General features: G+C 74.5%; 28 protein-coding genes and 2 pseudogenes. 18 read left to right on the forward strand and 12 right to left on the reverse strand.

The annotated features are described in order from the left end of the window. Positions 1–177: 177 nt before the first annotated feature. From Q0817_RS14465 to Q0817_RS14480, 4 genes are all read right to left on the reverse strand, one after another. Positions 178–522: a hypothetical protein gene (locus Q0817_RS14465; protein WP_298589607.1), complete on the reverse strand. Its 345-nt coding sequence runs from the start codon at positions 520–522 to the stop codon at positions 178–180. Next, positions 519–1781 carry an ABC transporter permease gene (locus Q0817_RS14470; protein ID WP_298589610.1) on the reverse strand — a complete coding sequence of 421 codons (1263 nt, stop codon included), beginning with the start codon at positions 1779–1781 and terminating at the stop codon, positions 519–521. Before Q0817_RS14470 ends, Q0817_RS14465 begins: the two co-directional genes overlap by 4 nt. Beyond that, positions 1778–2734 carry an ABC transporter ATP-binding protein gene (locus Q0817_RS14475; protein ID WP_298589613.1) on the reverse strand — a complete coding sequence of 319 codons (957 nt, stop codon included), beginning with the start codon at positions 2732–2734 and terminating at the stop codon, positions 1778–1780. Before Q0817_RS14475 ends, Q0817_RS14470 begins: the two co-directional genes overlap by 4 nt. A 136-nt stretch (positions 2735–2870) precedes the next feature. Next, a complete protein-coding gene (locus Q0817_RS14480; protein ID WP_298589688.1) occupies positions 2871–3962 on the reverse strand; it encodes an acyltransferase in 1092 nt (363 codons plus the stop codon). 286 nt (positions 3963–4248) lie between these two features. On the opposite strand from Q0817_RS14480, the gene Q0817_RS14485 reads away from it, so the two are divergent. Continuing rightward, entirely contained in the window at positions 4249–5217 is a 969-nt protein-coding gene (locus Q0817_RS14485) for a hypothetical protein (RefSeq protein WP_298589616.1), read from the forward strand. Positions 5218–5289: 72 nt separating this feature from the next. Continuing rightward, complete coding sequence (locus Q0817_RS14490; RefSeq protein ID WP_298589619.1) at positions 5290–5775, forward strand: hypothetical protein; 486 nt, start codon at positions 5290–5292, stop codon at positions 5773–5775. A 103-nt stretch (positions 5776–5878) separates the two neighbouring features. Here Q0817_RS14490 and Q0817_RS14495 read toward each other — a convergent pair. After that, positions 5879–6214, reverse strand: a pseudogene (locus Q0817_RS14495) (ester cyclase); the annotation flags it as partial. Positions 6215–6435: 221 nt separating this feature from the next. Between Q0817_RS14495 and Q0817_RS14500 the strand changes: the two are divergent. Then, entirely contained in the window at positions 6436–7719 is a 1284-nt protein-coding gene (locus Q0817_RS14500) for a cytochrome P450 (RefSeq protein ID WP_298589622.1), read from the forward strand. On the opposite strand, the gene Q0817_RS14505 is transcribed toward Q0817_RS14500, so the two are convergent. Continuing rightward, entirely contained in the window at positions 7677–8519 is an 843-nt protein-coding gene (locus Q0817_RS14505) for an SDR family oxidoreductase (RefSeq protein WP_298589625.1), read from the reverse strand. The genes Q0817_RS14500 and Q0817_RS14505 overlap by 43 nt on opposite strands. A gap of 137 nt (positions 8520–8656) precedes the next feature. On the opposite strand from Q0817_RS14505, the gene Q0817_RS14510 reads away from it, so the two are divergent. The 3 genes from Q0817_RS14510 to Q0817_RS14520 all read left to right on the forward strand — a co-directional run bounded on the left by Q0817_RS14510 (position 8657) and on the right by Q0817_RS14520 (position 10094). Continuing rightward, entirely contained in the window at positions 8657–9157 is a 501-nt protein-coding gene (locus tag Q0817_RS14510; protein ID WP_298589628.1) for a pyridoxamine 5'-phosphate oxidase family protein, read from the forward strand. A 77-nt stretch (positions 9158–9234) separates the two neighbouring features. Then, entirely contained in the window at positions 9235–9774 is a 540-nt protein-coding gene (locus Q0817_RS14515; RefSeq protein WP_298589631.1) for a DUF488 family protein, read from the forward strand. Further along, positions 9762–10094, forward strand: a complete 333-nt coding sequence (locus Q0817_RS14520) for a cupin (RefSeq protein ID WP_298589634.1) — start codon at positions 9762–9764, stop codon at positions 10092–10094. The genes Q0817_RS14515 and Q0817_RS14520 overlap by 13 nt, the downstream gene beginning before the upstream one ends. A 57-nt stretch (positions 10095–10151) precedes the next feature. Here Q0817_RS14520 and Q0817_RS14525 read toward each other — a convergent pair whose 3' ends face one another. Then, complete coding sequence (locus tag Q0817_RS14525) at positions 10152–10319, reverse strand: hypothetical protein (protein WP_298589637.1); 168 nt, start codon at positions 10317–10319, stop codon at positions 10152–10154. Positions 10320–10530: 211 nt separating this feature from the next. Between Q0817_RS14525 and Q0817_RS14530 the strand changes: the two genes are divergently transcribed. Next, on the forward strand, positions 10531–11190 hold the full coding sequence (locus Q0817_RS14530) for an SDR family oxidoreductase (RefSeq protein ID WP_298589640.1): 660 nt from the start codon (positions 10531–10533) through the stop codon (positions 11188–11190). A 37-nt stretch (positions 11191–11227) separates the two neighbouring features. Here the strand turns inward: Q0817_RS14530 and Q0817_RS14535 are convergent, their stop codons facing one another. Both Q0817_RS14535 and Q0817_RS14540 read right to left on the reverse strand, forming a co-directional pair. Beyond that, positions 11228–11677 carry a nuclear transport factor 2 family protein gene (locus Q0817_RS14535; protein ID WP_298589643.1) on the reverse strand — a complete coding sequence of 150 codons (450 nt, stop codon included), beginning with the start codon at positions 11675–11677 and terminating at the stop codon, positions 11228–11230. Continuing rightward, on the reverse strand, positions 11674–12285 hold the full coding sequence (locus Q0817_RS14540; RefSeq protein WP_298589646.1) for a nuclear transport factor 2 family protein: 612 nt from the start codon (positions 12283–12285) through the stop codon (positions 11674–11676). Before Q0817_RS14540 ends, Q0817_RS14535 begins: the two co-directional genes overlap by 4 nt. A 132-nt stretch (positions 12286–12417) precedes the next feature. Here Q0817_RS14540 and Q0817_RS14545 point away from each other — a divergent pair, with 132 nt between their 5' ends. The 4 genes and pseudogenes from Q0817_RS14545 (at position 12418) to Q0817_RS14560 (ending at position 14643) form a co-directional block, all read left to right on the forward strand. Next, positions 12418–12900, forward strand: a complete 483-nt coding sequence (locus Q0817_RS14545; protein WP_298589649.1) for a pyridoxamine 5'-phosphate oxidase family protein — start codon at positions 12418–12420, stop codon at positions 12898–12900. Next, on the forward strand, positions 12897–13235 hold the full coding sequence (locus tag Q0817_RS14550) for an acylphosphatase (protein WP_298589652.1): 339 nt from the start codon (positions 12897–12899) through the stop codon (positions 13233–13235). Before Q0817_RS14545 ends, Q0817_RS14550 begins: the two co-directional genes overlap by 4 nt. Positions 13236–13290: 55 nt before the next feature. Beyond that, a pseudogene (locus Q0817_RS14555) lies at positions 13291–14264 on the forward strand (cation diffusion facilitator family transporter). Next, positions 14254–14643 carry a hypothetical protein gene (locus tag Q0817_RS14560; protein ID WP_298589655.1) on the forward strand — a complete coding sequence of 130 codons (390 nt, stop codon included), beginning with the start codon at positions 14254–14256 and terminating at the stop codon, positions 14641–14643. The pseudogene Q0817_RS14555 and the gene Q0817_RS14560 overlap by 11 nt, the downstream one beginning before the upstream one ends. Here Q0817_RS14560 and Q0817_RS14565 read toward each other — a convergent pair. Both Q0817_RS14565 and Q0817_RS14570 read right to left on the reverse strand, forming a co-directional pair. After that, positions 14618–15067 (reverse strand): DUF779 domain-containing protein, encoded by a 450-nt coding sequence (locus Q0817_RS14565; protein ID WP_298589658.1) that lies wholly within the window; start codon positions 15065–15067, stop codon positions 14618–14620. The two genes, Q0817_RS14560 and Q0817_RS14565, sit on opposite strands and share 26 nt — an antisense overlap. A 33-nt stretch (positions 15068–15100) precedes the next feature. Then, positions 15101–15871 carry a spermidine synthase gene (locus Q0817_RS14570; RefSeq protein WP_298589661.1) on the reverse strand — a complete coding sequence of 257 codons (771 nt, stop codon included), beginning with the start codon at positions 15869–15871 and terminating at the stop codon, positions 15101–15103. A 92-nt stretch (positions 15872–15963) separates the two neighbouring features. Between Q0817_RS14570 and Q0817_RS14575 the strand changes: the two genes are divergently transcribed. Beyond that, on the forward strand, positions 15964–17472 hold the full coding sequence (locus Q0817_RS14575; protein ID WP_298589664.1) for an MDR family MFS transporter: 1509 nt from the start codon (positions 15964–15966) through the stop codon (positions 17470–17472). Positions 17473–17490: 18 nt separating this feature from the next. Here Q0817_RS14575 and Q0817_RS14580 read toward each other — a convergent pair whose 3' ends face one another. After that, positions 17491–18096, reverse strand: coding sequence for a cyclodeaminase/cyclohydrolase family protein (locus Q0817_RS14580; RefSeq protein WP_298589667.1), 606 nt, complete (start codon positions 18094–18096; stop codon positions 17491–17493). Positions 18097–18325: 229 nt separating this feature from the next. On the opposite strand from Q0817_RS14580, the gene Q0817_RS14585 reads away from it, so the two are divergent. The 6 genes from Q0817_RS14585 to Q0817_RS14610 all read left to right on the forward strand — a co-directional run. Beyond that, on the forward strand, positions 18326–18577 hold the full coding sequence (locus Q0817_RS14585; protein ID WP_298589670.1) for a hypothetical protein: 252 nt from the start codon (positions 18326–18328) through the stop codon (positions 18575–18577). A gap of 82 nt (positions 18578–18659) precedes the next feature. After that, the gene (locus tag Q0817_RS14590) at positions 18660–20570 is read left to right on the forward strand and encodes a pyruvate kinase (RefSeq protein ID WP_298589673.1); all 1911 of its coding nucleotides are present in this window, start codon (positions 18660–18662) and stop codon (positions 20568–20570) included. Between the two features lie 63 nt (positions 20571–20633). Continuing rightward, positions 20634–21608: an acyl-CoA thioesterase gene (locus Q0817_RS14595; RefSeq protein ID WP_298589676.1), complete on the forward strand. Its 975-nt coding sequence runs from the start codon at positions 20634–20636 to the stop codon at positions 21606–21608. Positions 21609–21713: 105 nt separating this feature from the next. Then, entirely contained in the window at positions 21714–22532 is an 819-nt protein-coding gene (locus Q0817_RS14600; RefSeq protein ID WP_298589679.1) for a di- and tripeptidase, read from the forward strand. A gap of 174 nt (positions 22533–22706) precedes the next feature. Continuing rightward, positions 22707–23735 carry a glycerophosphodiester phosphodiesterase family protein gene (locus Q0817_RS14605; protein ID WP_366139884.1) on the forward strand — a complete coding sequence of 343 codons (1029 nt, stop codon included), beginning with the start codon at positions 22707–22709 and terminating at the stop codon, positions 23733–23735. Positions 23736–23861: 126 nt separating this feature from the next. Beyond that, a partial coding sequence (locus Q0817_RS14610; RefSeq protein WP_298589682.1) for an FAD:protein FMN transferase occupies positions 23862–24434 on the forward strand: 573 nt, incomplete at its 3' end.

A 24434-nucleotide genomic window follows, 5' to 3' on the forward strand; every position in this document is an offset into this window, starting at 1 on the left:
CCTGGGGGCGGTTCTCGGGCTGGTCCTCCGGGCGGACCGTGGGGTCATGGCTGGACACGGGGCTCCTCCGTTTTCGGGCGGCAGATTTCTCGTGCCGACCAGACTTCCCGGCTCACCTGGTGTGCCAGTCTACGGACAATCGTGGTGTGCGCCACCCGAGGGGGAGACGGAGGCCGTTCAGGCCAGCAGGTCCCGGCGGCGGAACCCGGCGGCGGCCGCGGCCAGGAGCACCAGCGCCGGCGCGGCCAGAGCGACCAGGGGCGTCGCCTCCCAGTCCTCGGACGGCACCAGCGGCGTGAGCTGGACGGGGGAGAGGTCCATCGCCCACTGGGGCAGGTCCAGCAGCAGGCCGAACCACGCGACGAACACGACGTAGGCGACCACGGCCCAACTCAGGCCGGCGGCCCGCGGGACGAGACCGACCAGGGCGGCCGTGAGCCCGGCCACCACGAGCACGGCCGGGAAGTACGCCAGTGCCGCCAGGGCGAGCTCGCCGGTCCAGCGCAGGTCACCGGTGGTCACGGTGACCCCCGCGCCCAGCGCCCCCCGGACAGCACCAGGGCCAGGAGGGCCTCCACGACGACGACGGCGAGCCAGCCGAGCACCCAGCGCGACCGGGCGAGACCCGTCGACAGGGTGAGGCCCGTGCGGCCGGACTCCTCCTCGGCGCGCAGCCGCAGCACGGCCGAGACGGCGAACGCGACCACACCGAGCGCGAGGTAGGACAGCGTCGCGGCGGCGAAGGACTCGGTGAGCGCGGCGAGGTCCACCACGAGCCACTCGGTGATCGTCGGGATGTCCGCGATGCTGTCCTCAAGCGAGTCGGCCAGCGAGCCGAAGGCCAGGCCGAAGAGGACGAGCCCCGCGGTCCACCCGAGGAACGTGCCGCGCAGCAGGCGGCGCGCCAGCCCGGTGGCGGAGAGCAGGGACGTCCCGGCCGTCGCGGGTCCGGGCCGACCCCGTCGCAGCCCGGCGCCCAGGTCCCGCCGCTGGGCCAGGAGCACGGCCGTCCCCAGGAGCACCGCCGTCAGTGCCGCCGAGAGCGCCAGCGGCCACCACCGCAGGTCCACGTAGAGCCGGGTCTGCTGGGCCCAGGCGATGGGCGAGAGCCAGGACAGCCACGAGCCGGTGGGCTCGATGACGTCCCCGATCCCGCGCACTAGGAAGGCCGCGCCGAGCACGGCCATCGCCGTGCCGGAGGCGGCCCGCGCGTGCTCGGTGAGCTGGGCGGTCACGGCCGCCACGGCCCCGAACACCAGGCCCGTGAGCGCCGTGGCCAGTCCCCACGCCACGGCGTCCGTCCCGCCCAGCCCCGCCGCGACGAGCCCCGCCGTGATCCCGGCGCCGACCGCCGCGTCCGCCACGGCGACCGCCCCGAGGGCGGCCGCGGCCGGGGCGAAGCGGCCCACCGGCAGCGCGCGGACGACCTCGAGCCGCCCGGACTCCTCCTCCGCCCGCACGTGCCGGCTCGCGAGCAGGATGCTCATGATCGCGGTGGCCACGAGCACCGACAGGCTCAGCTCGTTGACCGTCATGGCGCCCAGCGTGTAGTCGCCCGCGCCGAAGGCCGGGCCGGTCATCATCACGGCGGACGGGTTGTCCAGCAGGGCGGCCCGGGCCTGGCGGGCCTCGCCGTCCGGGAACGTCTCCGCGAGGGCGAGCACCGTGGCGTACACGGTCCCGGTGAGCGCGAGCACCCACACGAGGATCCGCACCCGGTCCAGGCGCAGGTTGAGCCGGAACAGGCGGCCGGTCGCTGCCCACGGCTCGGCGGTCCTCATCGGGGCGCCCCCGCGTCCCGGCCGGCGCCGTGCGGGGCCTCCTCCTGGGCGGCGGGCTCGGCCGGGCGGTCGCCGTAGTGGCGCAGGAAGAGCTCCTCGAGCGACGGGGGCGTGACGGTGAGGTTCTGCACGCCCAGGTCGGCGAGCGCCCGGAGGACCTCGGGGACCCGGGCGTCGTCGACGTCGAAGCCCAGTCTCCCGTCGTCGTGCACGAGGTGGTGCACGCCCGGCAGGCCGCCCAGCCGGCCGGGGTCGGCGGACGTCGTGGCCGTGACGGCGGAGCGGGTCAGGTGGCGCAGCTGGGCGAGGGTGCCGCTCTCCACGTCCCGGCCGGCGCGGATGATGGTCACGGTGTCGCACAGCTTCTCGACCTCCGCCAGGATGTGGCTCGAGAGCAGGACCGTGCTGCCCTGCCCGCTCAGCCGGCGCACCTCGTCCGTGAACACGGCCTCCATGAGCGGGTCCAGCCCGGAGGTCGGCTCGTCCAGGACGTACAGCTCGGCCTCGGCGCTCAGGGCGGCCACCAGCGCCACCTTCTGCCGGTTGCCCTTGGAGTAGCTGCGGGCCTTCTTCGTCGGGTCGAGCTCGAAGCGCTCGATGAGCTCGTCGCGGCGGCGGCGCCGTCGTCGTCCTCCGCGGATGCCGGTCAGCAGGTCCACGATCTCGCCCCCGGTCAGGTTCGGCCACAGGTTCGTGTCCCCGGGGACGTAGGCGGTGCGGCGGTGGATCTCCACGGCGTCCCGCCAGGCGTCGAGGCCCAGGACCGATGCCGTCCCCGCGTCCGCCCGGAGCAGGCCCAGCAGCACCCGGATCGCCGTGGACTTCCCCGAGCCGTTGGGGCCCAGGAACCCCGCGACCTGACCCGGCGCCACGGTGAGGTCGAAGCCGTCCAGGGCCGTGGTGGGGCCGAAGGTCTTGACGAGCCCGCGGGCCTCGATCACCGGGGTGTCCATGGGTGCTCCTGACGGGTCGGGGCCGGCGGCGTCGCGTGCGCCTGCTCCTCACGCTAGGCACCCTCCGGGCGCCGGACAAGGAGGCCCGGGAGCGCCGGGCGCGCCGTCCGGGCCGTGCGGGCGGGAGCCGGCCGGGTCAGTCCGGACGGCGTCCCTCCCGGACCGTGGAGGACGCGTCCGCCGCGTCGGGGGAGGGGACCCGCCGGTCGGGCCGGTCGCGGGGATCGAGCCACGCCTTGGCCCGCAGGGCGGGCTTCTCGACGAGCGTCCACGACAGCAGCGCCAGGGGCAGCGTCAGCAGCAGGACCAGCAGGGAGTTCACGGCGACACCCCAGGACGCCGTGCCGAGCAGCACGAGGAGCTGCTGCACCGGATACGCGTAGATGTAGACGCCGTAGGACAGGTCCGTGCGCGTGGTCCAGTTGTCGGACGGGGCCGCGCCGAGGCCGAGGAGCAGCACGGCGAGCGGCAGCTGCCCGTACAGGTCCGCCCAGCCCAGGTCCGTCAGGACGCCGTAGACGACGGCGGCCCCTGCGACGTGCACCCAGGTGGGGCGCCACGTCCTCGCCCAGGCCCAGACCGCCGCGCCCGCCAGGAAGTAGCCGACCAGCCGGGCGCCGTGGAGGAAGAGGTGGCTCGTGACGTCCAGCGGTCCCTCGGCGAGGGCGCGGAGGACGAGCACGAGGAGGAACAGCGCCGGGAGCACCCACCGGGCGTGCCGTGCCGCGACCGCGAGGCTGAGGACGAGGCCGAGCAGCACGTAGGCGAGGGCCTCGTAGAACAGGGTCCACAGCGAGCCGTTCCAGGAGTCCGGCGCCGGGACCCGGGTCAGGGTCCCGTCGACGCCCCACTGCGAGATCCTCAGATCGGCGTTGTTCAGCACGAAGCCGGCTGCGGAGGCCAGGTCGAACGACGTGCCCTCGATCGCGGCCGCGAGCGGTGCGAAGATCGCGGCCACCACGAGCAGGCTCACCAGGAAGGCCGGGTAGATGCGCAGGAACCGTCGCCAGAAGTACGGCATCAACCGGGTCCGCACCCTGCTCTCGGCGATGAGGTAGCCGCTGAGGACGAAGAAGCCGTTGACGGCCACGTCGGACAGGAGCTCGAGACTCGGGCCGTCCGCGCCCGTCAGCGGCCAGGCGTGGCCGAGGACGACGAGGGACGCGAGGGCCAGGCGAAGGGCGTTGAGGTGGTTGTGGCGATCGCCCAGACGTTCGTGGAGAGTCATGGCCACGGCAGGTGCCTTCCGGAGGTGGTGGGCAGCGCGGCCGGGCGGTCTGCTGCGGGACGTGGGTCGCTCCCCGGCGGGGGAGCGGGCGTGACGCCGTGCGTCCCAGCACGAGTTTAGTTATGCAAACGCATGGTCACCCCGGGGTGACGCACAAGTGGGGACGGGCGTCCGGGCGGGCGCGGCGCACCGGTCGTCACAAAATGCCCCGGTGTCCGCGGGGCTAACGCCCAGGTCAGGGGCCGTGCCAGGCTGGAAGCAGAGCCGCTCGAGGAAGGGGGGTCCCGTGCTGGAGACCCGCAGCGCAGCCCAGGACCGGGCCACGGGGGACGGGTGGCGCGGAGCCGCACGCACCGCGCCGCGGCGGCGCCCGCTCACGGCGCCGGTCGTGCTGGTCGGCCTCGGCGCGGTGCTCGTCGTGGTCGCGCTGGCCGCCGGACGGGCCGGGTCGGAACTGCTCCTCGACGCCGGGGCCGTCCTGCTCACCGTGGGCGGCGTGGGGCTGCTCCTGGATGCCGGACTGGCACGGTGGCGCGGCGCCGGCCCCGTCGAGGCGCAACCTCCTCCCGTCCTCGTCCCCTCGGCGCCCCGCGACGACCGGTTGGGCCTCGTGGGGGTCCGCGAGGAGCTCGACGCGGTCGACGTGCTCCGGGGCGTCCTGCCCGGGCAGGAGCTGTGGTGGATGGACACCTTCCCGCTGACGCTGGCCGGCGACCTCGACGCGATCCACAAGGCGCTCGGCGCCGGGGTCCGCGTCCGGCTGCTGGTCCTCGACCCGAAGTCGCCCGCGCTCGCGTCCCGGCTCCGGGAGATCCGGCACCACTACGGGCTCTCGCCCATGGACCTGCGGCGCAGCTTCGACACGCTGGTCCACCAGCTGCGGGCCCTGGGAGAACTGGACCCCGTGGTCGCCGAACGGCTGGAGGTGCGGGTCCACGACGGTCCGCCCGGTGCCCCGATCTACCTGGTGCTCGGGGATCCCGCCGCGGCCGAGGAGCCTGCGGCGGACCCGCGCCCGCCGGAGGTGGTCCGGGCGTTCAGCAGCTACTTCCTGCTCGACGCGAGCCAGGACATGCCCTATCTGGAGTGGCGGGACGGGCCCTTCGCCGACCGGCTGCACGCCTATGCACGGCACAAGTGGGCGGAGGGGCGCACGGTCTTCCCGACCGAGCCGCCCGAGCGCTCGGCCTCGGCGTTCAACGTCCGGCCCGGCCCGGCACCCCGCACGCCCGGGCGGGGCGCCGCGGGCTCCTGACGTCCGGGTCGGCGCGTCCTCGGGTCGCCGGGGCCTGTGGCGGTGAGCACCCAAGTCTGCTGAGATGACGGCATGGACGTTTCGGACTTCAGGACCCTGTTCGGCGACGACATCCGGGCCTGGCTCGACTGGGGCGCGGTCGACGACCAGAACTCCCGGATCGAGGACCTGGTGATCTCCTCCCGGCAGGAGCTCGGCGACCTCTACACGGTCTGGCACGTGGACCCCGAGGGCAATCCCGGGGAGTGGTCGCACCCGCAGCACCGGCCGCAGACCCTCGCCCAGGCGGCGGAGAAGCAGTGGCCGGACGACCGACAGGGCAAGATCGAGCACCTGCGGCAGGAGTACGCGGAGGAGTCGGGGCCCGTCCAGCTGACCGTCCCGGCCTACCGGACCGAGGGGTCCCTCGTGGTCCTCGACTCCAACCACCGCCTCGTGGGCGCCTACCTCTCCGGGGCGGACCTGCGCGTGCTGCTGGTCGTGCTGGACGGACCGTCCTCCTCCTTGGTCCTGCCCGCCACGGCGCAGATCGAGAACGACCAGGCGGACCGGATCTGAAGCTCTGCCCGCAACCGCTCTGCGCCGCGGAAAGTGCAAGGACCTCGTCCGGGCGCACGAGCCGAGCGTTGCCGGATGCCCGGTCCTTCTGCGCCCGGTCGGCTCAGACGAGCCCGAGCTGCTGGGCCAGGCCCAGCACGTCGTAGTAGCGGTGCTCCTCGGCGATCAGCCCGTCCTCGCCCACGCGGCTGAAGACGGCCATGGGGATCGAGGCCCGGCGGCCGGTGGGCGGGACCTCACCGCTGGGCATGAGCATCGGCCCGGTGTGCGTGCCCACGGTCTGCAGCCGCATCACGGCCTGGGGGCCGTCCACGATCAGGTCCTCCACCTCCATCACCACGTCGGGCATGCCGGTCAGGATCGCCTCTGCGTCCTGCTGGATCGCGCCCCTCCCGCGCAGCGGCTCCGGCGCCGCCGGGTCGTAGACGACGGCGTCCTGGCGGTAGAAAGGGAGGCGTACGTCGCGGCGTCGTGGGCGTTGAGGGCTGCGATCACCTGGTCCACTTGCTGCCGGCGGTCCGGGACCGGTCGACGGGCGTGGTCGCCGGGGAGGGCGGGAGCGCTCGGCGAAGCCGGCCCGGCCGGGGAGCCGGCACGGCGGACCTCCGCGAGCACCTTGAGCACCTCGTGGCGGCGGGTCGCCACGACTAGCATGACCCCATGAACGACGACGCGCGTCCCGAGACCCGCTGCCCCGTCCCGCACGGCGACCGGCGCCGGACCGCCCCGCCCGGCGAGCGCGGCACGCCGCGGGTGGAGGTCCTCGACGGGGTGTGGCACGTCCGCTCCCTGCCGATGGTCCGCCAGGTGCTGCGGGAGGCCGAGGGCACGGTCCAGGCCGGCTTCAGCGCGGAGACAGCGCGGCAGGGCCTGACCGGCGACCACCCGCCCGTGCTCTACGCGGACGGACCCGAGCACCGGCGCCAGCGCACCGCCACCGCGAGGTTCTTCACCCCGGCCGCGGTGAGCCGCCGCTACCGGGACCTGATGGAGGAGCGCGCCGACGAGCTGGTCGAGCGGATCCGGCGGGACGGCGGGGCCGAGCTGTCGGCGATCACCCTGCGCTACTCCGTGGAGGTCGCCGCCCAGGTGGTGGGGCTGACGAACTCGGACATCGACGGGATGTCCCGGCGTCTGGAGCGCTTCTTCAGCGGTCCCGGCACCGGCGCCGCCGGTGCCCCGCGGCGCCGGCTCCCGGGCCGGGTGGGCTCCGTCGTCGGATCCCTGCGACCGGTGTGGGCGATGACCGCCTTTCAGTTCAAGGACGTGCGCCCGGCTGTCCGGGCGCGGCGCCGGCGGCCCCAGGAGGACGTCGTGTCCCACCTGCTCTCGGAGGGCTACACGGACCGGGAGATCCTCGTGGAGTGCCTCACCTACGCCGCCGCCGGCATGGCCACCACCCGCGAGTTCATCGCGGTGGCCGCCTGGCACCTGCTCGAGGACGACGGGCTGAGGGAGGAGTACCTCGCGGCCGAGGAACCGGTCCGGCACGGCATCCTGCACGAGATCCTGCGCCTGGAGCCGGTGGTGGGCCACCTCTACCGCCGGACCACCCGGGAGCTGGTCCTGGCGGACGGGGACGAGCGCCACGAGGTGCCCGCCGGGGCCCTGCTCGACCTCTACGTCCGCCAGGCGAACACCGACGAGCAGGCGTTCGGGGAGGACGCCCGGCAGCTGTGCCCGGAGCGGTCCCGGCCGCGGGGGATCCGGCCCGAGGCGATGTCCTTCGGGGACGGCGCCCACCGGTGCCCGGGCGGGTTCCTCGCGATCCAGGAGACCGACGTGTTCCTGCAGCGCCTGCTGCGGCTGCCCCTGGAGTTCGCGCACCCGCCGCGGGTCTCGTGGGTCGAGCTGATCGCCGCCTACGAGGTGCGCGACGTCGTCCTGCGGGTGGGTGCCGATCAGGGGTGGCGCACGCCCTCCCCGGCGAGCACGGCCCGGTAGCCCTCCCGGTAGGTGGGGTGGCGGAGTTCGACGCCGGACTCCCGCAGCCGCCGGTTGGACAGCCGCTTCGAGCCCCGGCGCGGCGTGTCCGCCTCGGGGACGTCCTCGGGGCGGGGGACGCCGAGCTCCTGCGCCAGGAACTCGAGGACCTCGAGCTCGGGCACGGGCTCGTCGTCCGTGCCGAGATACAGGGTGAGCGGCTGGGCGTCCATGGTGAGCAGGTGCACGGCGGCGGCCGCGGCGTCGTCGCGGTGGATGCGGTTGGTCCATGCGGCCCCGGCCGCGCCGTCCCCGGCGCGCACCTTGTCGATCAGCCGGGTCCGGCCCGGCCCGTAGATCCCGGAGAGCCGCAGCACCGTGCCGTGCGGGAACTGCTCGTGGAACAGCTCCTCGGCCTCCAGCAGGATCTGCGCGGTCGGGGTCGAGGGGTCCGGCGGGGTGTCCTCGGTGACCTCCCCGCCGTCGGCGTCCCCGCAGACGGCGGTCGAGGAGATCAGCAGGGCACGCCGTGGGAGGGCCCCGGCGGCGCGCAGCCCGTCGGCCACGTGGCGCAGTCCGTCGAGGTAGGCCGCGCGGTAGACCTCGGGCGTCCGCGCGTCCGCGGCGGTGGCGACGACCAGGAGCTCGACGTCCCCCGGCAGCTCCGGCACCTCCGTGCTCAGGTCCACCGGCAGCCCGGTCAGGGGCGGCGGCACCAGCTCCGCGCGGCGGCGCAGGCCCAGCACCTCGTGCCCCTGCTCCGCCAGCCGCAGCCCGATCTCCGTGCCCAGGTCTCCGCATCCCGCGATCACCACGCTCATGCCCCCGATTCTTCCACGTCCCGGTCCGGGCGCCGCGGCGCGCTCCGGTGCTGTTCCCCCGGCGGCGGCGGCGCCGTAGGTTGGAGGTGGTGGCCGGGCACGTCCGGGCAGCCGAGGCGCACGGGAAGGGGACGACGGTGGACTGGTACCGCAAGGACGTGGAGGAGCTCGCGCCCGGGGACTGCTGGGACCGGCTGCGGGCGGACGGCGTCGCCCGGCTGGCCGTCGTGGTGGACGGGGCGCCGGAGATCTTCCCGATCAACTACGTGGTCGACCGCGAGACGATCGTCTTCCGCTCGGGCCTGGGCACCAAGGTGAGCGGCGCGCTCGCGGGCCGGGCCGTGGCCCTCGAGATCGACGGGCACGACTCCGCGACCGCCACGGCGTGGAGCGTGATCGTCAAGGGCGACGCCGAGAGCGTCCGGCCGGGCCACGCCCTGATGGAAGCCCTGCAGCTGCCGCTGTTCCCCTGGCAGGAGGGGATGAAGGACCAGTTCGTCCGCATCGTCCCGACCGCCGTGACGGGCCGCCGCTTCACCATGGCCGACCAGGAGGCGTGGAACTCCACGGCGGCCGTCGGCCGGCGGACCCCGGGCGGCTCCGCCCGCTGGAGCGAGGCCGGTCCCGGCAGCTCGTGACGCCCCGTGCCCGGCTCCCGCGGAGCAGGCCGTGTCGGGCCGGGGGACCCTCCGGGCCCGGTCAGTAGGGTGGGGACATGACAGCGCACACCGTCTACACCGTGGGCCACTCCACGCGCTCCGCCGAGGAGTTCGTGGCGCTGCTGCGGGAGTCCGGGGTGCAGCAGCTCGTCGACATCCGCACGGTGCCGCGCTCGCGGACGAACCCGCAGTTCGACCTCGACACGCTGCCGGGCACGCTCGCGGCGGCCGGCATCGGGCACAGCTACTGCAAGGGCCTGGGCGGGCTGCGCCCCACCTCGAAGGACTCGGTCAACACCGCCTGGCGCAACGAGTCCTTCCGCGGCTACGCCGACCACATGCAGACCGACGAGTTCCGGACCGCGCTCGCCGAGCTCGAGCGCCTGGCCGAGGACCGCGCCGTCGCGATCATGTGCGCGGAGGCGGTCTGGTGGCGCTGCCACCGCTCGCTCGTGGCCGAGGCCCTGCTGGTGCGCGGGCACGACGTGCAGCACATCATGGGCCCCGGCAAGCTGACCCCCGCGACGCTGCGGGACTTCGCCGTGGTCGACGGAGACCGGATCACCTACCCAGGAGGAGAACCATGCAGCACCTGAACGAGATCGCCCTGCAACACCTGAACGAGGCCCGCCACGCCCCGCACGGGCGCAGCGCCGAGCAGCTCCTGCACCAGAAGGTGCTGCGCCAGACCCTCCTGGCGCTCAAGGAGGGCGCGGTGCTCGCCGAGCACAGCGCCCCGTACGCCGGGAGCCTGCAGGTGCTGCACGGGCGGATCCGGGTCTCCTCGAGCGAGGACCTGGTGCTCGACGCCGGGCAGCTGCACGTGATCCCCGCGGAGCGCCACTCCGTGGAGGCCCTGGAGGACTCGGTGTTCATCCTCACCGCGGTGACCGGCATCCAGGACGCCGCGGAGTAGCCCCGGCGAGGCTCCCGGAACGGTCCCGGAGCGGTCCCTCCGGAGGAGGGGGAGGGCTCAGCGCCTGCCCAGGTGCTTCTCCCGGCGGTGGGCGATGAACACGCCGGACAGCGCGACCAGCAGCATCATCGCGGCGATGAGCGCGAGCGTCCACGCGCCGTCGATCAGCGCGGTGACCAGCAGGACGAGGGCGATCGCGGAGAGCAGGAGCTGGAAGATCAGCACGGGGCAGCCTTCGGTCGGGAGCGGGAGCCTCGTCGAGGCTACCCGAGCCGGGGCCGGTCCCGGCTCGGCGGCCCCGGACAGCCGGGGCGCACGGCGGGGCCGGGCGCATTCCCGGTTTCGCCCTCCGCGTGAGCCGTGTCCCTGCGGCCGGGAGGGCGATAGCGTCGTGGACAGAAGCGCACGTCCCCTCTGCACCCCAAGGAGCACGAACATGTCCCGCACAGCCATCATCGGCGGCCACGGCAAGGTCGCCCTCATCCTCGCCCAGCTGCTCAAGACCGGCGGCAACGACGTCACGAGCGTCTTCCGCAACCCCGACCACACGGACGACGTCGAGAACACCGGCGCGACCCCCGTGGTGGCCGACGTGGAGCAGCTGTCGGTCGCGCAGCTCGCCGACCTGCTCGAGGGCCAGGACGCCGTCGTGTGGAGCGCCGGCGCCGGCGGCGGCAGCCCCGAGCGCACCTACTCCGTGGACCGGGACGCCGCGATCCGCACGATGGACGCGGCCGTGATGGCCGGCGCCAAGCGCTTCGTCATGGTCTCCTACTTCGGGGCCGGCCAGGACCACGGCGTCCCCGAGGACAACCCCTTCCACGCCTACGCCCAGGCCAAGGCCGACGCAGACGACCACCTGCGCGCCTCCTCGCTCGACTGGACCATCGTGGGCCCCGGCGCCCTCACCGAGGGCGAGGCGACCGGCAAGATCGACGTCTCCACGGGCGAGCGGGACGGGGACCACGAGACCTCCCGGGCGAACGTGGCGCTGGTGGTCTCGGCCGTGCTGGACGACCCCTCGACCATCGGGAAGACCATCGAGTTCTCCGACGGCCACACGCTCATCTCCGCAGCGCTCGAGGTGCAGTCCTGACCGGCTGAGCACGCGCCGCCCCTCGTCGTCGGGGAGCTCAGGCCAGGAAGTCGGCCGCGCCCAGGGTGCGGGCGGGCGCGCCGTGGCCCGGGGCGCCCAGGGCGGCGATGCGGCGCTCGGCGATCCGCCAGCCGTGCGGGGTGCGCACGAACAGGTCCAGCTGGTCCCCGCCGTGCGCGGAGCCGTCCGCGCACACCACCAGCCACTTGCTCCAGGCCCGCACACGGTCCGGGGCGAGCCGGCGCAGCACGGTGTCGGTGATCAGGTGCGGATCGCGGGTCTCGGCGAGGGTCCGCTCGGCGATCTCGGCGGGCCCGCGTGCTGTCCCGCCCGGGGAGTGGACGACGGCGTCCCCGGTGAACACCCGGTCGAGGTCGTGCCAGGCGCGGGCGTCCACCACGCGGGCGCACCGGCTGAGGACGGTGCCGATCTCGAGGGCGTCGGCGGCGGGCACCCGGTCCCACCCCGCGCCCGGTGCGGGGCTCATCGGCGGGCCCGGCCGACGGCGGCGAGCACGGCGTCGTCGAACATCGCGTAGGCGTACGGGTCCGGTGCGTACCCGCCCTCGGCGAGCGCCACGGAGGCGGAGTCGTTGCGCGGCGCCACGGTGCGCCGCTCGATCCGCCACCCGTGGGCGGTGCGGCGGAACGTGTCGATGTAGTCGCCGCAGGCCACTCGCCGGTCCCAGGTCAGCAGCAGCATCCTGGACCAGGCCACGGCGGTGTCCGCGTCCACGGCCTCCACGATCGAGTTCAGCGTGTGCGTGGCGGGGAAGCGGGAGAGGTCGACCGTCTCGACGAAGCGCCGCACGCCCGCCGGGCCGGTGAACTCGCCCTGCGGCGCGCTGAGGTGCACCTCCGGTACGAAGACCTCCCCGAACATGTCCCACCGGCGGTTGTCCAGCAGGTGCGAGGAGAAGCTCAGGATCTCGTTGATCTCGATCCGGTCCTGGGCGCTGATCGTCCCGGGAGCCGTCCCGGGGGCCTGCTCCGCGGCCGCCCCGGCGATTCCCTCGGTGGCGTGCTCGGTGGCTTGTTCGATGGTCTGCTCAGGGGTCCGCTCAGTGGTCCGTTCCGAGATCCGTGCGTCGTCCATCTGCCTGCTCTGGTCCTCTCGTGGGCCGGCGGGGCCGCTGCGGCTCGCCGGCGGATGACACGTGGTTCCGCCCATGATGAATTCCTTGGCCAGACCGTGCCACGAGGCCCGGTCGTTCCCTAATCTGACCACATGAACACGCACCAGGATGACATCCAGCACATCGTCGAGTTCGTGAACCGCACCCGCGTCGGCATGCTCAGCACCCGGGAGGCCACCGGCAAGCTCGTGAGCCGCCCGATGACGGTGGTCGACGTCGCCCCGGGGGAGGATCTCAACTTCTTCACCAGCCGGGACACCTCCTCGGTCCGGGACGTGGCGGCCAACGACGCCGTCAACGTCGCGTTCGTGGGGGACCACGAGTGGGTCTCGATCTCCGGCGCCGCCGAGGTGGTCGAGGACCGGCAGGTGCTCGAGGGGCTCTGGTCCGACGCGCTGAAGGCGTACTACCCGGACGGGCCCGCCACCCCCGGCCTCGTGGTGCTGCGCGTGCGCACGGAGACCGCCGAGCACTGGCGCAGCCCCGGGACGGTGGCCACCGCGCTGCGCTGGGCGAAGGCCCGGACCACGGGCGGGCAGATCGATCCCGGCGAGTCCACGGTGGTGGACCTGTGAGCCTGCCTCCGATCCACCTGGGCGCCTCCGCCGGCCGGGACCCCGAGCGACTGGACCTCGACGAGGACCTGCGCCTGACCGCCGTGGTGCACGGCTCCGTGCAGGGCGTCGGCTTCCGCTTCTGGACCGCGCGCCACGCCGAGCAGCTCGGCCTGCGCGGCTCGGCGGTCAACAACGCGGACGGCACCGTGGGCGTGATCGCCGAGGGGCCCCGGCACGCCGTGCGGGACCTGCTCAAGGCACTCAACGGCGGTGGCACGCCCGGCGCCGTGATGAAGGTGGACTCCCACTACGGCCCCGCCACCGGGGAGTTCCGCGGGTTCGTCACCGGCTGACCCGCCCCGACGCGCTCGCGGCGCCGCGCCGCGCCGCGCGATCTACGATGGAGCCATGGCTCACGACCACGCCGGGGACCGCGGGCGCGCGGAGGACGGGCACGACCACGGGCCCGGGCACACCCACGCCGGTCCCGGGACGGACCGGTGGCGGATCGCCACCGCCTTCGGGATCACCGCGGCGCTGTTCGTCGTCCAGCTGGTCGGCGCCCTGTGGACGGGGTCCCTGGCGCTGCTCCTCGACACCGCCCACGTGCTCACCGACGCCGGTGGACTGCTGCTCGCGCTGGTCGCCGCGCAGCTGACCCTGCGCCCGCCGAGCGCCCGGCGCACGTGGGGCTGGCGTCGCGCGGAGATCGTGGCCGCGGCCCTGCAGGCCGGGGTGCTGCTGGCCGTGGGGCTGTTCGTGCTCGTGGAGGGCGTGCGGCGGTTCCTCGAGCCGCACCCGGTGGCCTCGGCCGAGATGCTGGTCTTCGGCGTCCTGGGGCTGGCCGGCAACCTCGTGGCGATGGCGGTGCTCTTCGGGGGCCGGCGCACCAACCTCAACCTGCGCGCGGCGATGCTCGAGGTGCTCAACGACGCGCTGGGCTCGGTCGCGGTGATCGTCGCGGCCGTGGTCATCACCCTCACCGGCTGGATGCAGGCCGACGCCGTCGTCGCGCTGCTCATCGGGGCGCTCATCGTGCCCCGCACCATCCGACTGCTCATGGAGTCCCTGTCCGTGCTCCTGGAGAGCGCGCCCCCCCCGGGCTCGACGTCGACGAGGTCCGCGGGCACATCCTCGAGCTGCCGCACGTGGTGGAGGTCCACGACCTGCACGCGTCCCGGATCTCCTCGGACCTGCCCGTGCTCACCGCCCACGTGGTGCTCGAGGAGGAGTACTTCTACTCCGGCGGCTCGGCCGAGGCGCTGGGCCGGATCCAGCGGTGCGTGGCCGAGCACTTCCCCGTGTCCGTCCAGCACTCCACGATCCAGCTGGAGCCCGCCGACCACGACGAACCGGAGGTGTGCGCGCCCCATGACTCCTGAGCCCCCGAGCACCGAGGACCACTGCCTGATCGTGTTCGTCCCGGCCAGCCACGCCGAGCAGGTCCTGCAGGCCCTCGGCGACGCCGGGGCCGGCCGCGCCGGCCACTACTCCCACACCGCGTTCGTGAGCCGCGGCACCGGACGGTTCACACCGCTGCCCGGTGCGCACCCCACGATCGGGGAGGTCGGGACGCCGCAGGAGGTCGACGAGGTCCGGATCGAGACGCTGTACCCGGCGGCCCGGCGCGAGCGCGTGCTGCGGGCGATGGCCGGGGCCCACCCCTACGAGGTCCCGGCCTTCGCCACGTTCCCGGTCCACGACCGGGGCCCGTCCGTCGACGGGCAGGGCCGGCTCAGGAGCCGGCCGGATCCTGCATGAGCGCCGAACGGATCAGGAACCGCTTGCCCTCCGGCGCCTCCACCGAGAACCCGGAACCGCGCCCCTCCACCACGTCCACCGTGAGCAGCGTGTGCTTCCAGTACTCGAACTGCTCGCGCGACATCCAGAACTCGAGCTCGGCCGTGGCCGGGTCCCCGGGCAGCGTGAACACGCCCAGCAGCACGTCCGCCGGGCCGGTGAGGAAGTCCCCGGCCGGATAGCACATGGGCGCGGAGCCGTCGCAGCACCCGCCGGACTGGTGGAACATCAGCCGCCCGTGGACGTCCCGCAGCGTCCCGAGCAGCTCCACGGCGGCCGGCGTCAGGGCCACGCGGGAGAACGTCTCGCCCTCGACGGCGGGGGCGGACTCCAGGACGGCGGTGCTCCCGGTGGTGTCCTCGGTGGTGTTCTCGGCGGTGCTCACAGCGCGCTCCTCGGCTCGGCGGTGTGACCCACGCTACAGCCGGCCGAGCAGTTCCTCCAGGCCGAGGCCGTCCAGCACGCCCGCCGGGTGCGGTCCGGCCGCGGCGAGGGCGTCCGCCCACTCCCGGGGCAGGGCCCGGCGCCCGCCCACCAGGACCAGGTTGCCCGGATAGCGGCCCGTGAGCAGCCGCTCCTCGGCCAGGCACCACACGTCGGCGAGCGCCTCCCGCATCGCCCGCGCCTGGCCGGCGAAGAACGCCAGCCCGGGGTCGTCGCCCACGTTGACGACCAGCACCCCGCCGGGCGCCAGCAGCCCGGCGGCCTCGGCGTAGAAGGAGGTCTCGGTGAGATGGCCGGGGGCGTCCCGGCCCGAGAACACGTCGAGGACCACGAGGTCCGCGGTCCCGGGGACGGCGACGTCCGGAAGGGCCGCTCGGGCGTCGTCGACGACGATCCGCACGTCCGCGTCCGCGGGCAGGGGCAGCGCCTCGAGGACGAACGCGGGCAGCTGGCGCTCGAGCTCCACGGCGACCTGCGCGGAGCCGGGCCGGGTCGCGGCCACGTACCGGGCGAGCGTCAGGGCCCCGGCGCCCAGGTGGACCGCGGTGACCGGCGCGCCCGGCTCCGCCACGACGTCGACGACGTTGCCGATCCGCCGCAGGTACTCGTAGAAGATCTCCCCGGGGTGGGCGAGATTCACGTGGGACTGCTCGGCGCCGCCGATGGACAGCACGAACCCGCCCTCGGTGAAGCCGTCCGGGGTGATCTCGGCGTGCACGCCGGCGTCCTTGAAGTATCTGCGCATGAGCCCATTGTCACTTCCCGGACGGGAATGGACCGGGTCGCGGGACGGCTCTACCGGTGAACCACTGCTTCGTCCCGAAGGATCCCCCGCCCATGACACCCGACGTCCCCGCGTCCGGGACCACTCCGGTCCCCGCCCCCGCACCCTCCGCCGGTCTCCCGGACACCGGCGGCCCGGCCGGCGTCGCGGACACCGACCACTCCGCCCGCAACCGTCTGGTCATCGGGCTGCTGCTGGTCTCCACGTTCGTGGTGATCCTCAACGAGACGATCATGAGCGTGGCGCTGCCCCGTCTCATGACCGACCTCTCCGTCACGGCCGTCGCCGGCCAGTGGCTCACCACCGCCTACATGCTCACCATGGCCGTGGTCATCCCGGTGACCGGGTTCCTGCTCCAGCGGCTGCACACCCGGCCCGTGTTCCTCCTCGCCATGACACTGTTCAGCCTCGGCACCCTGATCTGCGCGGCCGCGCCCGGGTTCGGGACGCTGCTCGCGGGACGGGTGGTGCAGGCCTGCGGCACCGCGGTCATGATGCCGCTGCTGATGACCACGGTCCTGACCCTGGTGCCGCCGGCCGGGCGCGGGCGCGTCATGGGCAACATCTCCATCGTCATCTCGGTCGCCCCCGCCGTGGGACCCACCATCTCGGGCGTCATCCTCAGCGTGCTCGAGTGGCGGTGGATGTTCATCCTGGTGCTGCCCGTCGCGGTGGGCTCCCTGCTGCTGGGGGCGTGGCGGATGCAGAACGTCACCGAGCCCCGGCCCGCGCCGCTGGACGCGGTCTCGGTGGTGCTCTCGGCCGTGGGCTTCGGCGGCCTCGTGCTCGGCCTGAGCTCTTTCGGCGAGGGCGGGGAGGCCGCGGTCCCGGCGTGGGTGCCGCTCGCGCTGGGCGTGGCCGCGCTGGTCGTGTTCGTGCGGCGTCAGCTCCGGCTCCAGCGCGCGGACCGGGCCCTGCTGGACCTGCGGACCTTCCGGTCACGGGTCTTCACGACGTCCACGGCGGTGCTCACCGTCAGCATGATGGCCCTGTTCGGCACGCTGATCATCCTGCCCATCTACCTGCAGACCGTGCACGGTCTCGACCCCCTGGGCACGGGCCTGCTGCTGCTGCCCGGCGGGCTCGTCATGGGTCTGCTCGCACCCGTCGTGGGGCGGGTCTACGACCGCTCGGGCCCCACCGTGCTGCTCGTTCCGGGCTCGGTCCTGCTGAGCGCGTCCCTGTGGTACCTCGCCTCCACCTCGGCGGCCACGCCCGTCCCGATGGTGCTCCTCGCCCACGTGGTGCTCAGCACGGGCCTGGCTCTGATGTTCACCCCGTTGTTCACCGCGGGTCTGGGCTCCCTGCCCACGCGGCTGTACTCGCACGGCTCCGCCGTGGTGGGCACGCTGCAGCAGGTGGCGGGGGCCGCGGGCACGGCCCTGTTCGTCACCGTGCTGAGCCTCGGGGCCGCCGGCGCCGCGGCGGCCGGGGCCGCGGACCCCGAGGCCACCGCGGCGGGCGTGCGGAGCGCCTTCCTGTGCGGCGGGATCATCTCGCTGACGGCCGTCGTCGGCTCCTTCTGGGTGCGCCGCCCCGCCGCGGCGGGCGCGGACGGCTGAGGGCCGCGGGCCCGTCCGTCAGTCCCGGACGCGCTCGCGGATTCGCCGCGTGAGCTCCGCGGCGTCCTCGACGGCCTGCTCGCCCTGGGCCAGCCCCGCGCGCAGCTCCTCCCGGGTCGCGGCGTCCTTCAGGGACCGGACGTTGATCTCGAGGGTGACCAGGGCCGTCGCGACGGCGGCCCGGGCCGCCTCGGAGGCCGCCGCCACGTCGCTGAGGACGTTGGGGTTGCACCAGCCGGTCAGCTCGCGCGCGAGCCCGACGACCTCGGCGCCCACCCCGATCAGCTCCCGCGGGGGCCGCGCCGCACCGGCCGTGGCCTCCTGGACGGCCCGCGAGCGCTCCGCCTTCTCCTCGTCGGTGTCCTTCGGCAGGGCGTAGGCGGCCGAGAGCGCGCCGAAGGCCTCGGCGTCGGCGTCCGCCAGGTCCAGCGCGCGCGGGATCAGCTCCTCGGCGCGGGCCGCCGCGCCGGCCGCGTGCTCGGAGGCCGTGGAGTAGCGGGCGGACATCGCCAGCAGGGCCGCGCCCAGGGCCGCCTGCAGGGCTCCCGCCGCGCCGCCGCCGGGGGCGGGCTCCCCCGAGGCCATGCGCTCCACGTAGGCCCTGACGTTCTCCGAGCTGATCACGGTGCTTCCTTCCGGTGGTGGGATCCCCTGCCCGCCGCGGGTGCGGGAGGGACGGTGACGTCCGCCCGAGCCTAGCCGTCCGGCGGTCCCCGTGGTCAGTCTCACAGCCCTTGCCGGACGAGTGCACGGCCCGTCCATCGCACGGAAACGTCCCGGCCACATCGGCCGCCGATGCTGGAGGTGTCCGAGGGCCCCGCCCCGGACCCGACCCCCGAGAGGAAGTGCCGCCATGACGACCCTGGAAGCGACGAGCGTCGACCCGACCACCGATGACGCCTGGGTCCACGACCCCGCCCGGATCCGGCCCGGCGACCGGATCGAGGTGTGGGAGCAGGACCACCTCCGCCACGTCGGCACCGTGGGCCAGTGCGCGCCCCGCCTCCGGCTGCTCTGGATCCTGGAGGCGGGCACCGGCTCCCGCCGGCTGATCCCCGTCGACGGCTACCGCCTGCGCCTGAGCCCCCTCGCCCGCGCCGCCTGAGGCCCCGGCCTCCTCGCGTTCAGCCGCTGTTCGCCCGGGCCGACTACGGTCGGCGCTGACAGCGGAACGGACGAGGAGGATCATGGGGAGTCAGTGGATCGACGGCGGCCGCGACCGGGCGGACCCCGCCGGCGGCCAGGGGGAGGGGCACGGCATGGCGACCACGAGGGCCCGGCAGGAGCGCGCCGCGGAGCTGCACGACCGCGTCCTCGCGCTGGTCGACGTGGTGGTCCGGGCCCGCCGCGCGGCCGTGCCGCAGCTCGAGCGCGTGAACCCCCGCCACCGCCGCTCCGCGCTGAACCTCGTGGACTACGTGGCCGTGCGCAGCCAGGACGTGCGGGACCTGCAGCGGGACCTGAGCGGTCTGGGCGTGTCCTCCCTGGGGCGGATGGAGGCGGGCGTGCTGAGCCACCTGGGCGCCGTGCTGGAGACCCTGCGGGTGCTCGCCGGCCGGGCGGAGGAGGACGTCGAGCTGCCCGGCCCCCTCGCGGAGCCCGACGGGCCCGAGCCGCCCGGCGCGGAGGTCCTGCGCCGCAACACCGCCGCCCTCCTCGGCCCGGGCCGGGAGGGGCGCAGCACCCGGATCATGGTCACCTTCCCGTCGGAGGCCGCCAGGGACCCCCGGCTCGTCGAGGACATGGTCCGCGCCGGGATGGACGTGGCCCGGATCAACTGCGCGCACGACGGCCCGGAGCAGTGGGCGGCCATGGTGGGCCACGTCCGCGCGGCCGAGCAGGCGCTGGGCCGCGAGGTCCGCGTGGCCATGGACCTCGCGGGGCCCAAGCTGCGCACCGGGCCGATCGAGCCCGGTCCGCAGGTCGAGAAGATCAAGCCCACCCGGGACAGCAGCGGCCGCGTGACCGCCCCCGCCCGCCTGTGGCTGGGCGAGGCGGACCCCGCGGTGGACGACGACGCCCCGGCCGTCCCCGTGGCCGACGCCGCCTGGACCGCGGCCCGCACCCCGGGGGAGCGGCTGCGGCTCAAGGACGCCCGCGGCTCCGGGCGGACGCTGCGCGTGCTCGAGGCCACTGGGCCCGGCGTGCTGGTCGAGTGCTCCAAGACCGTGTACTTCGCCACGGGACTGGCCGTCGGCGCCGAGGACGGCACCGAGGGCGTGCTCGGCGAGCTCCCCGCGGTCGAGCAGTTCCTGCGCGTGCGCGCGGGGGACACCGTGGTGCTGACCCGGGACCTCACGCCCGCCCCGGTCCGGGCCGGGGGCCCCCACCGGATCGGCTGCTCCCTGCCCGAGGTGTTCACGGACGCCCGGGAGGGCCAGCCCGCGTGGATCGACGACGGGAGGATCCGCTGCCGGATCACCGCGGTGGGGCCCGACGAGATCGCGCTGGAGGTGCTGCAGGCCGGCCCCGAGGGCGCCAAGCTCAAGGCGGGGAAGGGCATCAACCTGCCGGAGACGGACCTGCGCATCTCGGCGCTCACCGACGAGGACCGGTCGCACCTGCCGTTCGTGGCGGAGCACGCCGACATCGTCAACATGTCCTTCGTGCGCTCGCGGGAGGACGTGACCGACCTGCTGCGGGAGCTCGAGCGGATCGGCAGCACCGCCCTGGACATCACCCTGAAGATCGAGACCGTGGGCGGCTTCGAGTCGCTGCCCCCCATGCTCCTGGAGGCCATGCGGTGGCAGGACGTGGGCGTCATGATCGCCCGCGGGGACCTCGCGGTCGAGACCGGGTTCGAGCGGCTGGCCGAGGTGCAGGAGGAGATCCTGTGGCTGTGCGAGGCGGGGCACGTGCCGGTCGTCTGGGCCACCCAGGTGCTCGAGTCCCTCGCCAAGAAGGGCCTGCCCTCCCGGGCCGAGGTCACGGACGCGGCGATGGGCCAGCGCGCCGAGTGCGTCATGCTCAACAAGGGCCCGTTCGTGGTGGACGCGATCGAGGCCCTCGACGACATCCTCGTGCGGATGGAGGGGCACACCCGCAAGAAGTCGGACATGCTCCGCCGGCTCAACGCGTGGGCGCCGCTCGTGGAGTGAGCCGCGGCGTGGCCCGCGCCGTGACCCGCGCCGTGGGCCGTGAGCCGTGCCACACTGGGGGGCATGGCCGCACGCGACACCGCCGTTCTCCGCTTCCTCGCCGCCCCGACCGACGCCGGGCGCACCGGCACCGTGGACGGCGGGCGCGTCCTCGAGTGGATCGACAAGGCCGCGTACGCGTGCGCCGTGGGCTGGTCCCGGGCCTACTGCGTCACGGCGTACGTGGGCAACATCCACTTCGACCGCCCGGTGTGCGTGGGCGACATGGTGGAGGTCTCGGCCGAGATCGTGCACACGGGCCGGTCCTCGATGCACATCCGGGTGGAGGTGGCCTCCGCGGACCCCCGCGAGCACGGAGTGACGCTCAAGGACACGTGCCTGATCATCATGGTGGCCGTGGACGGGGACGGCCGGCCCACCCCCGTCCCGCAGTGGGCGCCCGAGACGGAGTACGAACGGCAGCAGTCGGCCATCACGCAGCGGCGGATCGAGCTGCGCAACAGCATCGAGGAGCTGATGGCCGAGCAGCGGTACACGGACGAGGGCACGGCCGAGGAGACCGTGCTGCGCTTCCTCGCCGCCCCCACGGACATCAACTGGGGCGGGAAGGTGCACGGCGGCACGGCCATGCGCTGGATCGACGAGGCCGCGTACGTGTGCGGGGCCCGGTGGGCGGGCCGCCCGGTCATCGCCGTCTACGCCGGGGGCGTCCGGTTCTACCGGCCCATGCACATCGGCCACCTCGTGGAGGTCCGAGCCCGGCTCATCCACACCGCCGCCCGCGGCCTGCACATCTCCGTCAACTGCTGGTCCGGGGACCCCGCCACCGGCGAGCTCGCGCTGACGACCAACTGCCTCATGGTCATGGTCGCCCTCGACGACCAGGGGCACGCCCTCCCGGCCCGGCAGTGGCAGCCGGTCAGCCAGGAGGACCGGGACCTGGACGCGTTCGCCCGCGAGCTCGTCCGGCTGCGCGCCGAGTTCCCGGACTCCTTCCAGCAGGTCGACCCCTCCGTCTCCCGGCTGCCCGGGAGCTGACCCGGCCCCTCCTGCGCCGTCGGCGAATCGCGGGCCCCGATCAGCCTGCTGTGCATATAGTGGGCCGAGACCCACTGTCCCGGCACCCCACAAGGAGAGCACGCCATGGACCTGAACCCCCTGAACAACGCGTTCGACGACGAGGGCAAGCCCAAGCCCGCCATGAACAAGCTCCTCGACACCGTGCTGCGCGTGCAGCGGCCGGTGGTCCTGAGCTTCGTCCAGAAGGAGCGCGCCGACCACCCGGACGAGACGCCCGAGCAGATCGCCAAGCGGCTCGAGAAGTTCTACGTCCGGTCCGTCACGCTGGGCGGCGGGGCGGTCGGCGCCACCGCTGTGGTCCCCGGCATCGGCACCGTCGCCTCCCTGGGACTGTCCTCCTTCGCGGTCGTCGGCTATCTCGAGGCCACCGCCCTGTACGCCCAGGCGATCGCCGAGCTGCACGGGGTGCACACCGAGGACCCCGAGAAGACCCGCACCATGGTCATGGCCCTCATGCTCGGCGAGGACGGCCGCCAGGTCATGAACCAGATCCTCGCCAGCGGCACCAAGGGCAAGGGCATGATGTCCTCCTGGGGCCTCATGATGGGCAAGGACGACTCCAAGACCTTCGACGTCAGCCGGATCATCCGCAACATGTTCGTCAAGCGCTTCCTGCTCAAGCAGACCGGAGCCGTGTTCGGCCGTGCCCTGCCGTTCGGCGTGGGCGCGATCGTCGGCGGGGGAGCGAACCTGGCGATGTCCAAGCAGGTCATCTCCGCGACCCACGAGGCGTTCGGGCCGCTGCCCGCGACGTTCCCCGCCGAGCTCGAGCTCGAGGAGCGGGCCGCCCGGTTCGACGACCGGAAGGGCCGCAGGGGCAAGCGGGACCGCAAGGCCGACACGGTCGCCGCGGCCCACGGCGAGATCACCGGCGAGCAGTAGGCCCCGCCCCGGCGCTCCCGCGCCACCCGCAGCACCACGACGCCCCGCGACCCGCGGGGCGTCGTCGTCGTTCACGACAGCTCCGCCGGGGCGTGGCCCCGCGTTCACCGCGCCTCCCTAGCCTGGTGCGCGAGCGGGGCGCACCGCGCCCCGACCGACAGCCGAGGGAGCGCCGTGCGGCCGATCGTCTACGCACACCGGGGATCCAGCGCGGCCTTCCCGGAGCACACCCGGGCCGCCTACGTGCAGGCGCTGCTGGACGGCGCCGACGGCGTGGAGTGCGACGTCCACCTCAGCCGCGACGGCCACCTCGTCCTGCACCACGACGCCCAGCTGGGCCGCACGAGCGACGGCCGGGGCCCCGTGTCCGCCCGCACGCTCGCCGAGCTGCGGCGGCTCGACTGGACCTCCTGGAAGGGCGTGCGCATCCCGCCGGGCCACGGCGCACCGGAGCGTCAGCTGCTCACCCTGGCCGAGCTCCTGGACCTGCTGCGCGACGCCGGCCGTCCCGTGGGCCTGGCCGTGGAGACGAAGCACCCCAGCCCGTACGGCCACCGGCTCGAGGAGGAGGTCCTGGGCCTGCTGATGCGCGAGGGCTGGGACCCCGAGACCGGGCGGCTGGACGACGTCACGGTCTCGCTCATGAGCTTCCACCCCGACGCCGTCCGGCACCTCCTCGAGACGGTGCCCGCCCGGCACGTGTGCCAGCTGGTCGGGACGACCACCCGCCGCACGGTCCGGGACAGCCTGCGCGTGGGCCGCCCGGCCGCAACGGTCCTCCACGCCGGCATGCGCCTCGTGGTGCCGCCGGCGCTGCCCGTGATCTCGACGGGGCTGGTGGACCTCGTGGGCCCGGGCCTGGACTTCGTCCGGAACCACCCCGACCTGGTGCGGCAGTGGCGGGCCGAGGGCCGCGTGCTGCGGGTCTGGACGGTCGACACCGCGCGGGACGTGGACCTGTGCCGCGCGCTCGGCGTCCAGCAGCTCACCACGAACCGGCCCGCCGACGTGCTGCGCTGGGCCGGGGCGTCGGCGGGGGCACCGGCCGCCGTCCCGGTCGGCGCGACGAGCGGTGCGCCGCTGCCCGGGACCGTCGCGGCCCCGGCCCCCTCCGAAGTGGTGACGGCCGGCGCGACGAGCGGTGCGCCGCCGGCCGGGACCGTCACGGACCGGGCCCGCTCCGCAGTGGTGACGGTCGGATAACGGACGGTCACGTCACCGCCCGCCGGGGCCCGGCGCGCGTATGCTCGTCAGCACCCGCCCGTTGTCCTCTCCCCGTTGTCCCCCTCGCCACCGTCGCGCGCCTCCCCCCACCGCCAGGAGACGGTCATGCCCACCCCGATCCCGCCCCGCGCCCCGGACGCCGGCGCCGTGCGCGCCCCCGCCCCGGACCTCCAGACCGAGGCCCACCGGATCGCCGAGCGCGTGCGCCGCGAGGTCTCCCGGGCCGTCGACCCCGAGCGCATCGACTCGGAGCTGTCCCTGCTCAACCGCTTCGCCGAGCACGAGGACGTCGACGTGGTCGCCGGGCCCGCCCTGGCCGGGATCATCGCCGCCGCCCTGCTCGCCGCACGCCTCACGAGCGGGCTCGTCGACCCCACCACCGGGGCGGCGGCCTGGCGGGCCCTGGACGGGCTCGCCCCGCACCCGGCGCCAGGGATCGGGGGCCTCGAGCTGGACGTCCCCACCGGGAGGCTGCGCATGGGCCGCGGCACGGTCCTGGACCTCGCGCCGGTCGCTGACGCGTGGGCGGCGGACCGCACGGTCCAGGCTTTCGCACAGGAGCACCCCGGCCACGCGCTCGTCGCCGAGGTCGGCGGCACATGGGCCGTGGGCGGGCCGCCCGCCGCGGCCGCCGCCCTCGTCGCGGCGGCGCCGACCGGGCGCCCGAGTACAGTGGGG

This window comes from uncultured Kocuria sp. (assembly GCF_947500125.1).
Classification (GTDB): Bacteria; Actinomycetota; Actinomycetes; order Actinomycetales; family Micrococcaceae; genus Kocuria.

What these genes read in the sequence shown, in the direction of transcription:
- Q0817_RS14470 (WP_298589610.1), bottom strand. Translation starts at nt 1,781, where the DNA reads ATGAGGACCGCCGAGCCGTGGGCAGCGACCGGCCGCCTGTTCCGGCTC.
- Q0817_RS14475 (WP_298589613.1), bottom strand. Translation starts at nt 2,734, where the DNA reads ATGGACACCCCGGTGATCGAGGCCCGCGGGCTCGTCAAGACCTTCGGC.
- Q0817_RS14480 (WP_298589688.1), bottom strand. Translation starts at nt 3,962, where the DNA reads ATGACTCTCCACGAACGTCTGGGCGATCGCCACAACCACCTCAACGCC.
- Q0817_RS14490 (WP_298589619.1), top strand. Translation starts at nt 5,290, where the DNA reads ATGGACGTTTCGGACTTCAGGACCCTGTTCGGCGACGACATCCGGGCC.
- Q0817_RS14500 (WP_298589622.1), top strand. Translation starts at nt 6,436, where the DNA reads ATGAACGACGACGCGCGTCCCGAGACCCGCTGCCCCGTCCCGCACGGC.
- Q0817_RS14505 (WP_298589625.1), bottom strand. Translation starts at nt 8,519, where the DNA reads ATGAGCGTGGTGATCGCGGGATGCGGAGACCTGGGCACGGAGATCGGG.
- Q0817_RS14515 (WP_298589631.1), top strand. Translation starts at nt 9,235, where the DNA reads ATGACAGCGCACACCGTCTACACCGTGGGCCACTCCACGCGCTCCGCC.
- Q0817_RS14520 (WP_298589634.1), top strand. Translation starts at nt 9,762, where the DNA reads ATGCAGCACCTGAACGAGATCGCCCTGCAACACCTGAACGAGGCCCGC.
- Q0817_RS14530 (WP_298589640.1), top strand. Translation starts at nt 10,531, where the DNA reads ATGTCCCGCACAGCCATCATCGGCGGCCACGGCAAGGTCGCCCTCATC.
- Q0817_RS14535 (WP_298589643.1), bottom strand. Translation starts at nt 11,677, where the DNA reads ATGAGCCCCGCACCGGGCGCGGGGTGGGACCGGGTGCCCGCCGCCGAC.
- Q0817_RS14540 (WP_298589646.1), bottom strand. Translation starts at nt 12,285, where the DNA reads ATGGACGACGCACGGATCTCGGAACGGACCACTGAGCGGACCCCTGAG.
- Q0817_RS14545 (WP_298589649.1), top strand. Translation starts at nt 12,418, where the DNA reads ATGAACACGCACCAGGATGACATCCAGCACATCGTCGAGTTCGTGAAC.
- Q0817_RS14560 (WP_298589655.1), top strand. Translation starts at nt 14,254, where the DNA reads ATGACTCCTGAGCCCCCGAGCACCGAGGACCACTGCCTGATCGTGTTC.
- Q0817_RS14570 (WP_298589661.1), bottom strand. Translation starts at nt 15,871, where the DNA reads ATGCGCAGATACTTCAAGGACGCCGGCGTGCACGCCGAGATCACCCCG.
- Q0817_RS14575 (WP_298589664.1), top strand. Translation starts at nt 15,964, where the DNA reads ATGACACCCGACGTCCCCGCGTCCGGGACCACTCCGGTCCCCGCCCCC.
- Q0817_RS14585 (WP_298589670.1), top strand. Translation starts at nt 18,326, where the DNA reads ATGACGACCCTGGAAGCGACGAGCGTCGACCCGACCACCGATGACGCC.
- Q0817_RS14590 (WP_298589673.1), top strand. Translation starts at nt 18,660, where the DNA reads ATGGGGAGTCAGTGGATCGACGGCGGCCGCGACCGGGCGGACCCCGCC.
- Q0817_RS14595 (WP_298589676.1), top strand. Translation starts at nt 20,634, where the DNA reads ATGGCCGCACGCGACACCGCCGTTCTCCGCTTCCTCGCCGCCCCGACC.
- Q0817_RS14600 (WP_298589679.1), top strand. Translation starts at nt 21,714, where the DNA reads ATGGACCTGAACCCCCTGAACAACGCGTTCGACGACGAGGGCAAGCCC.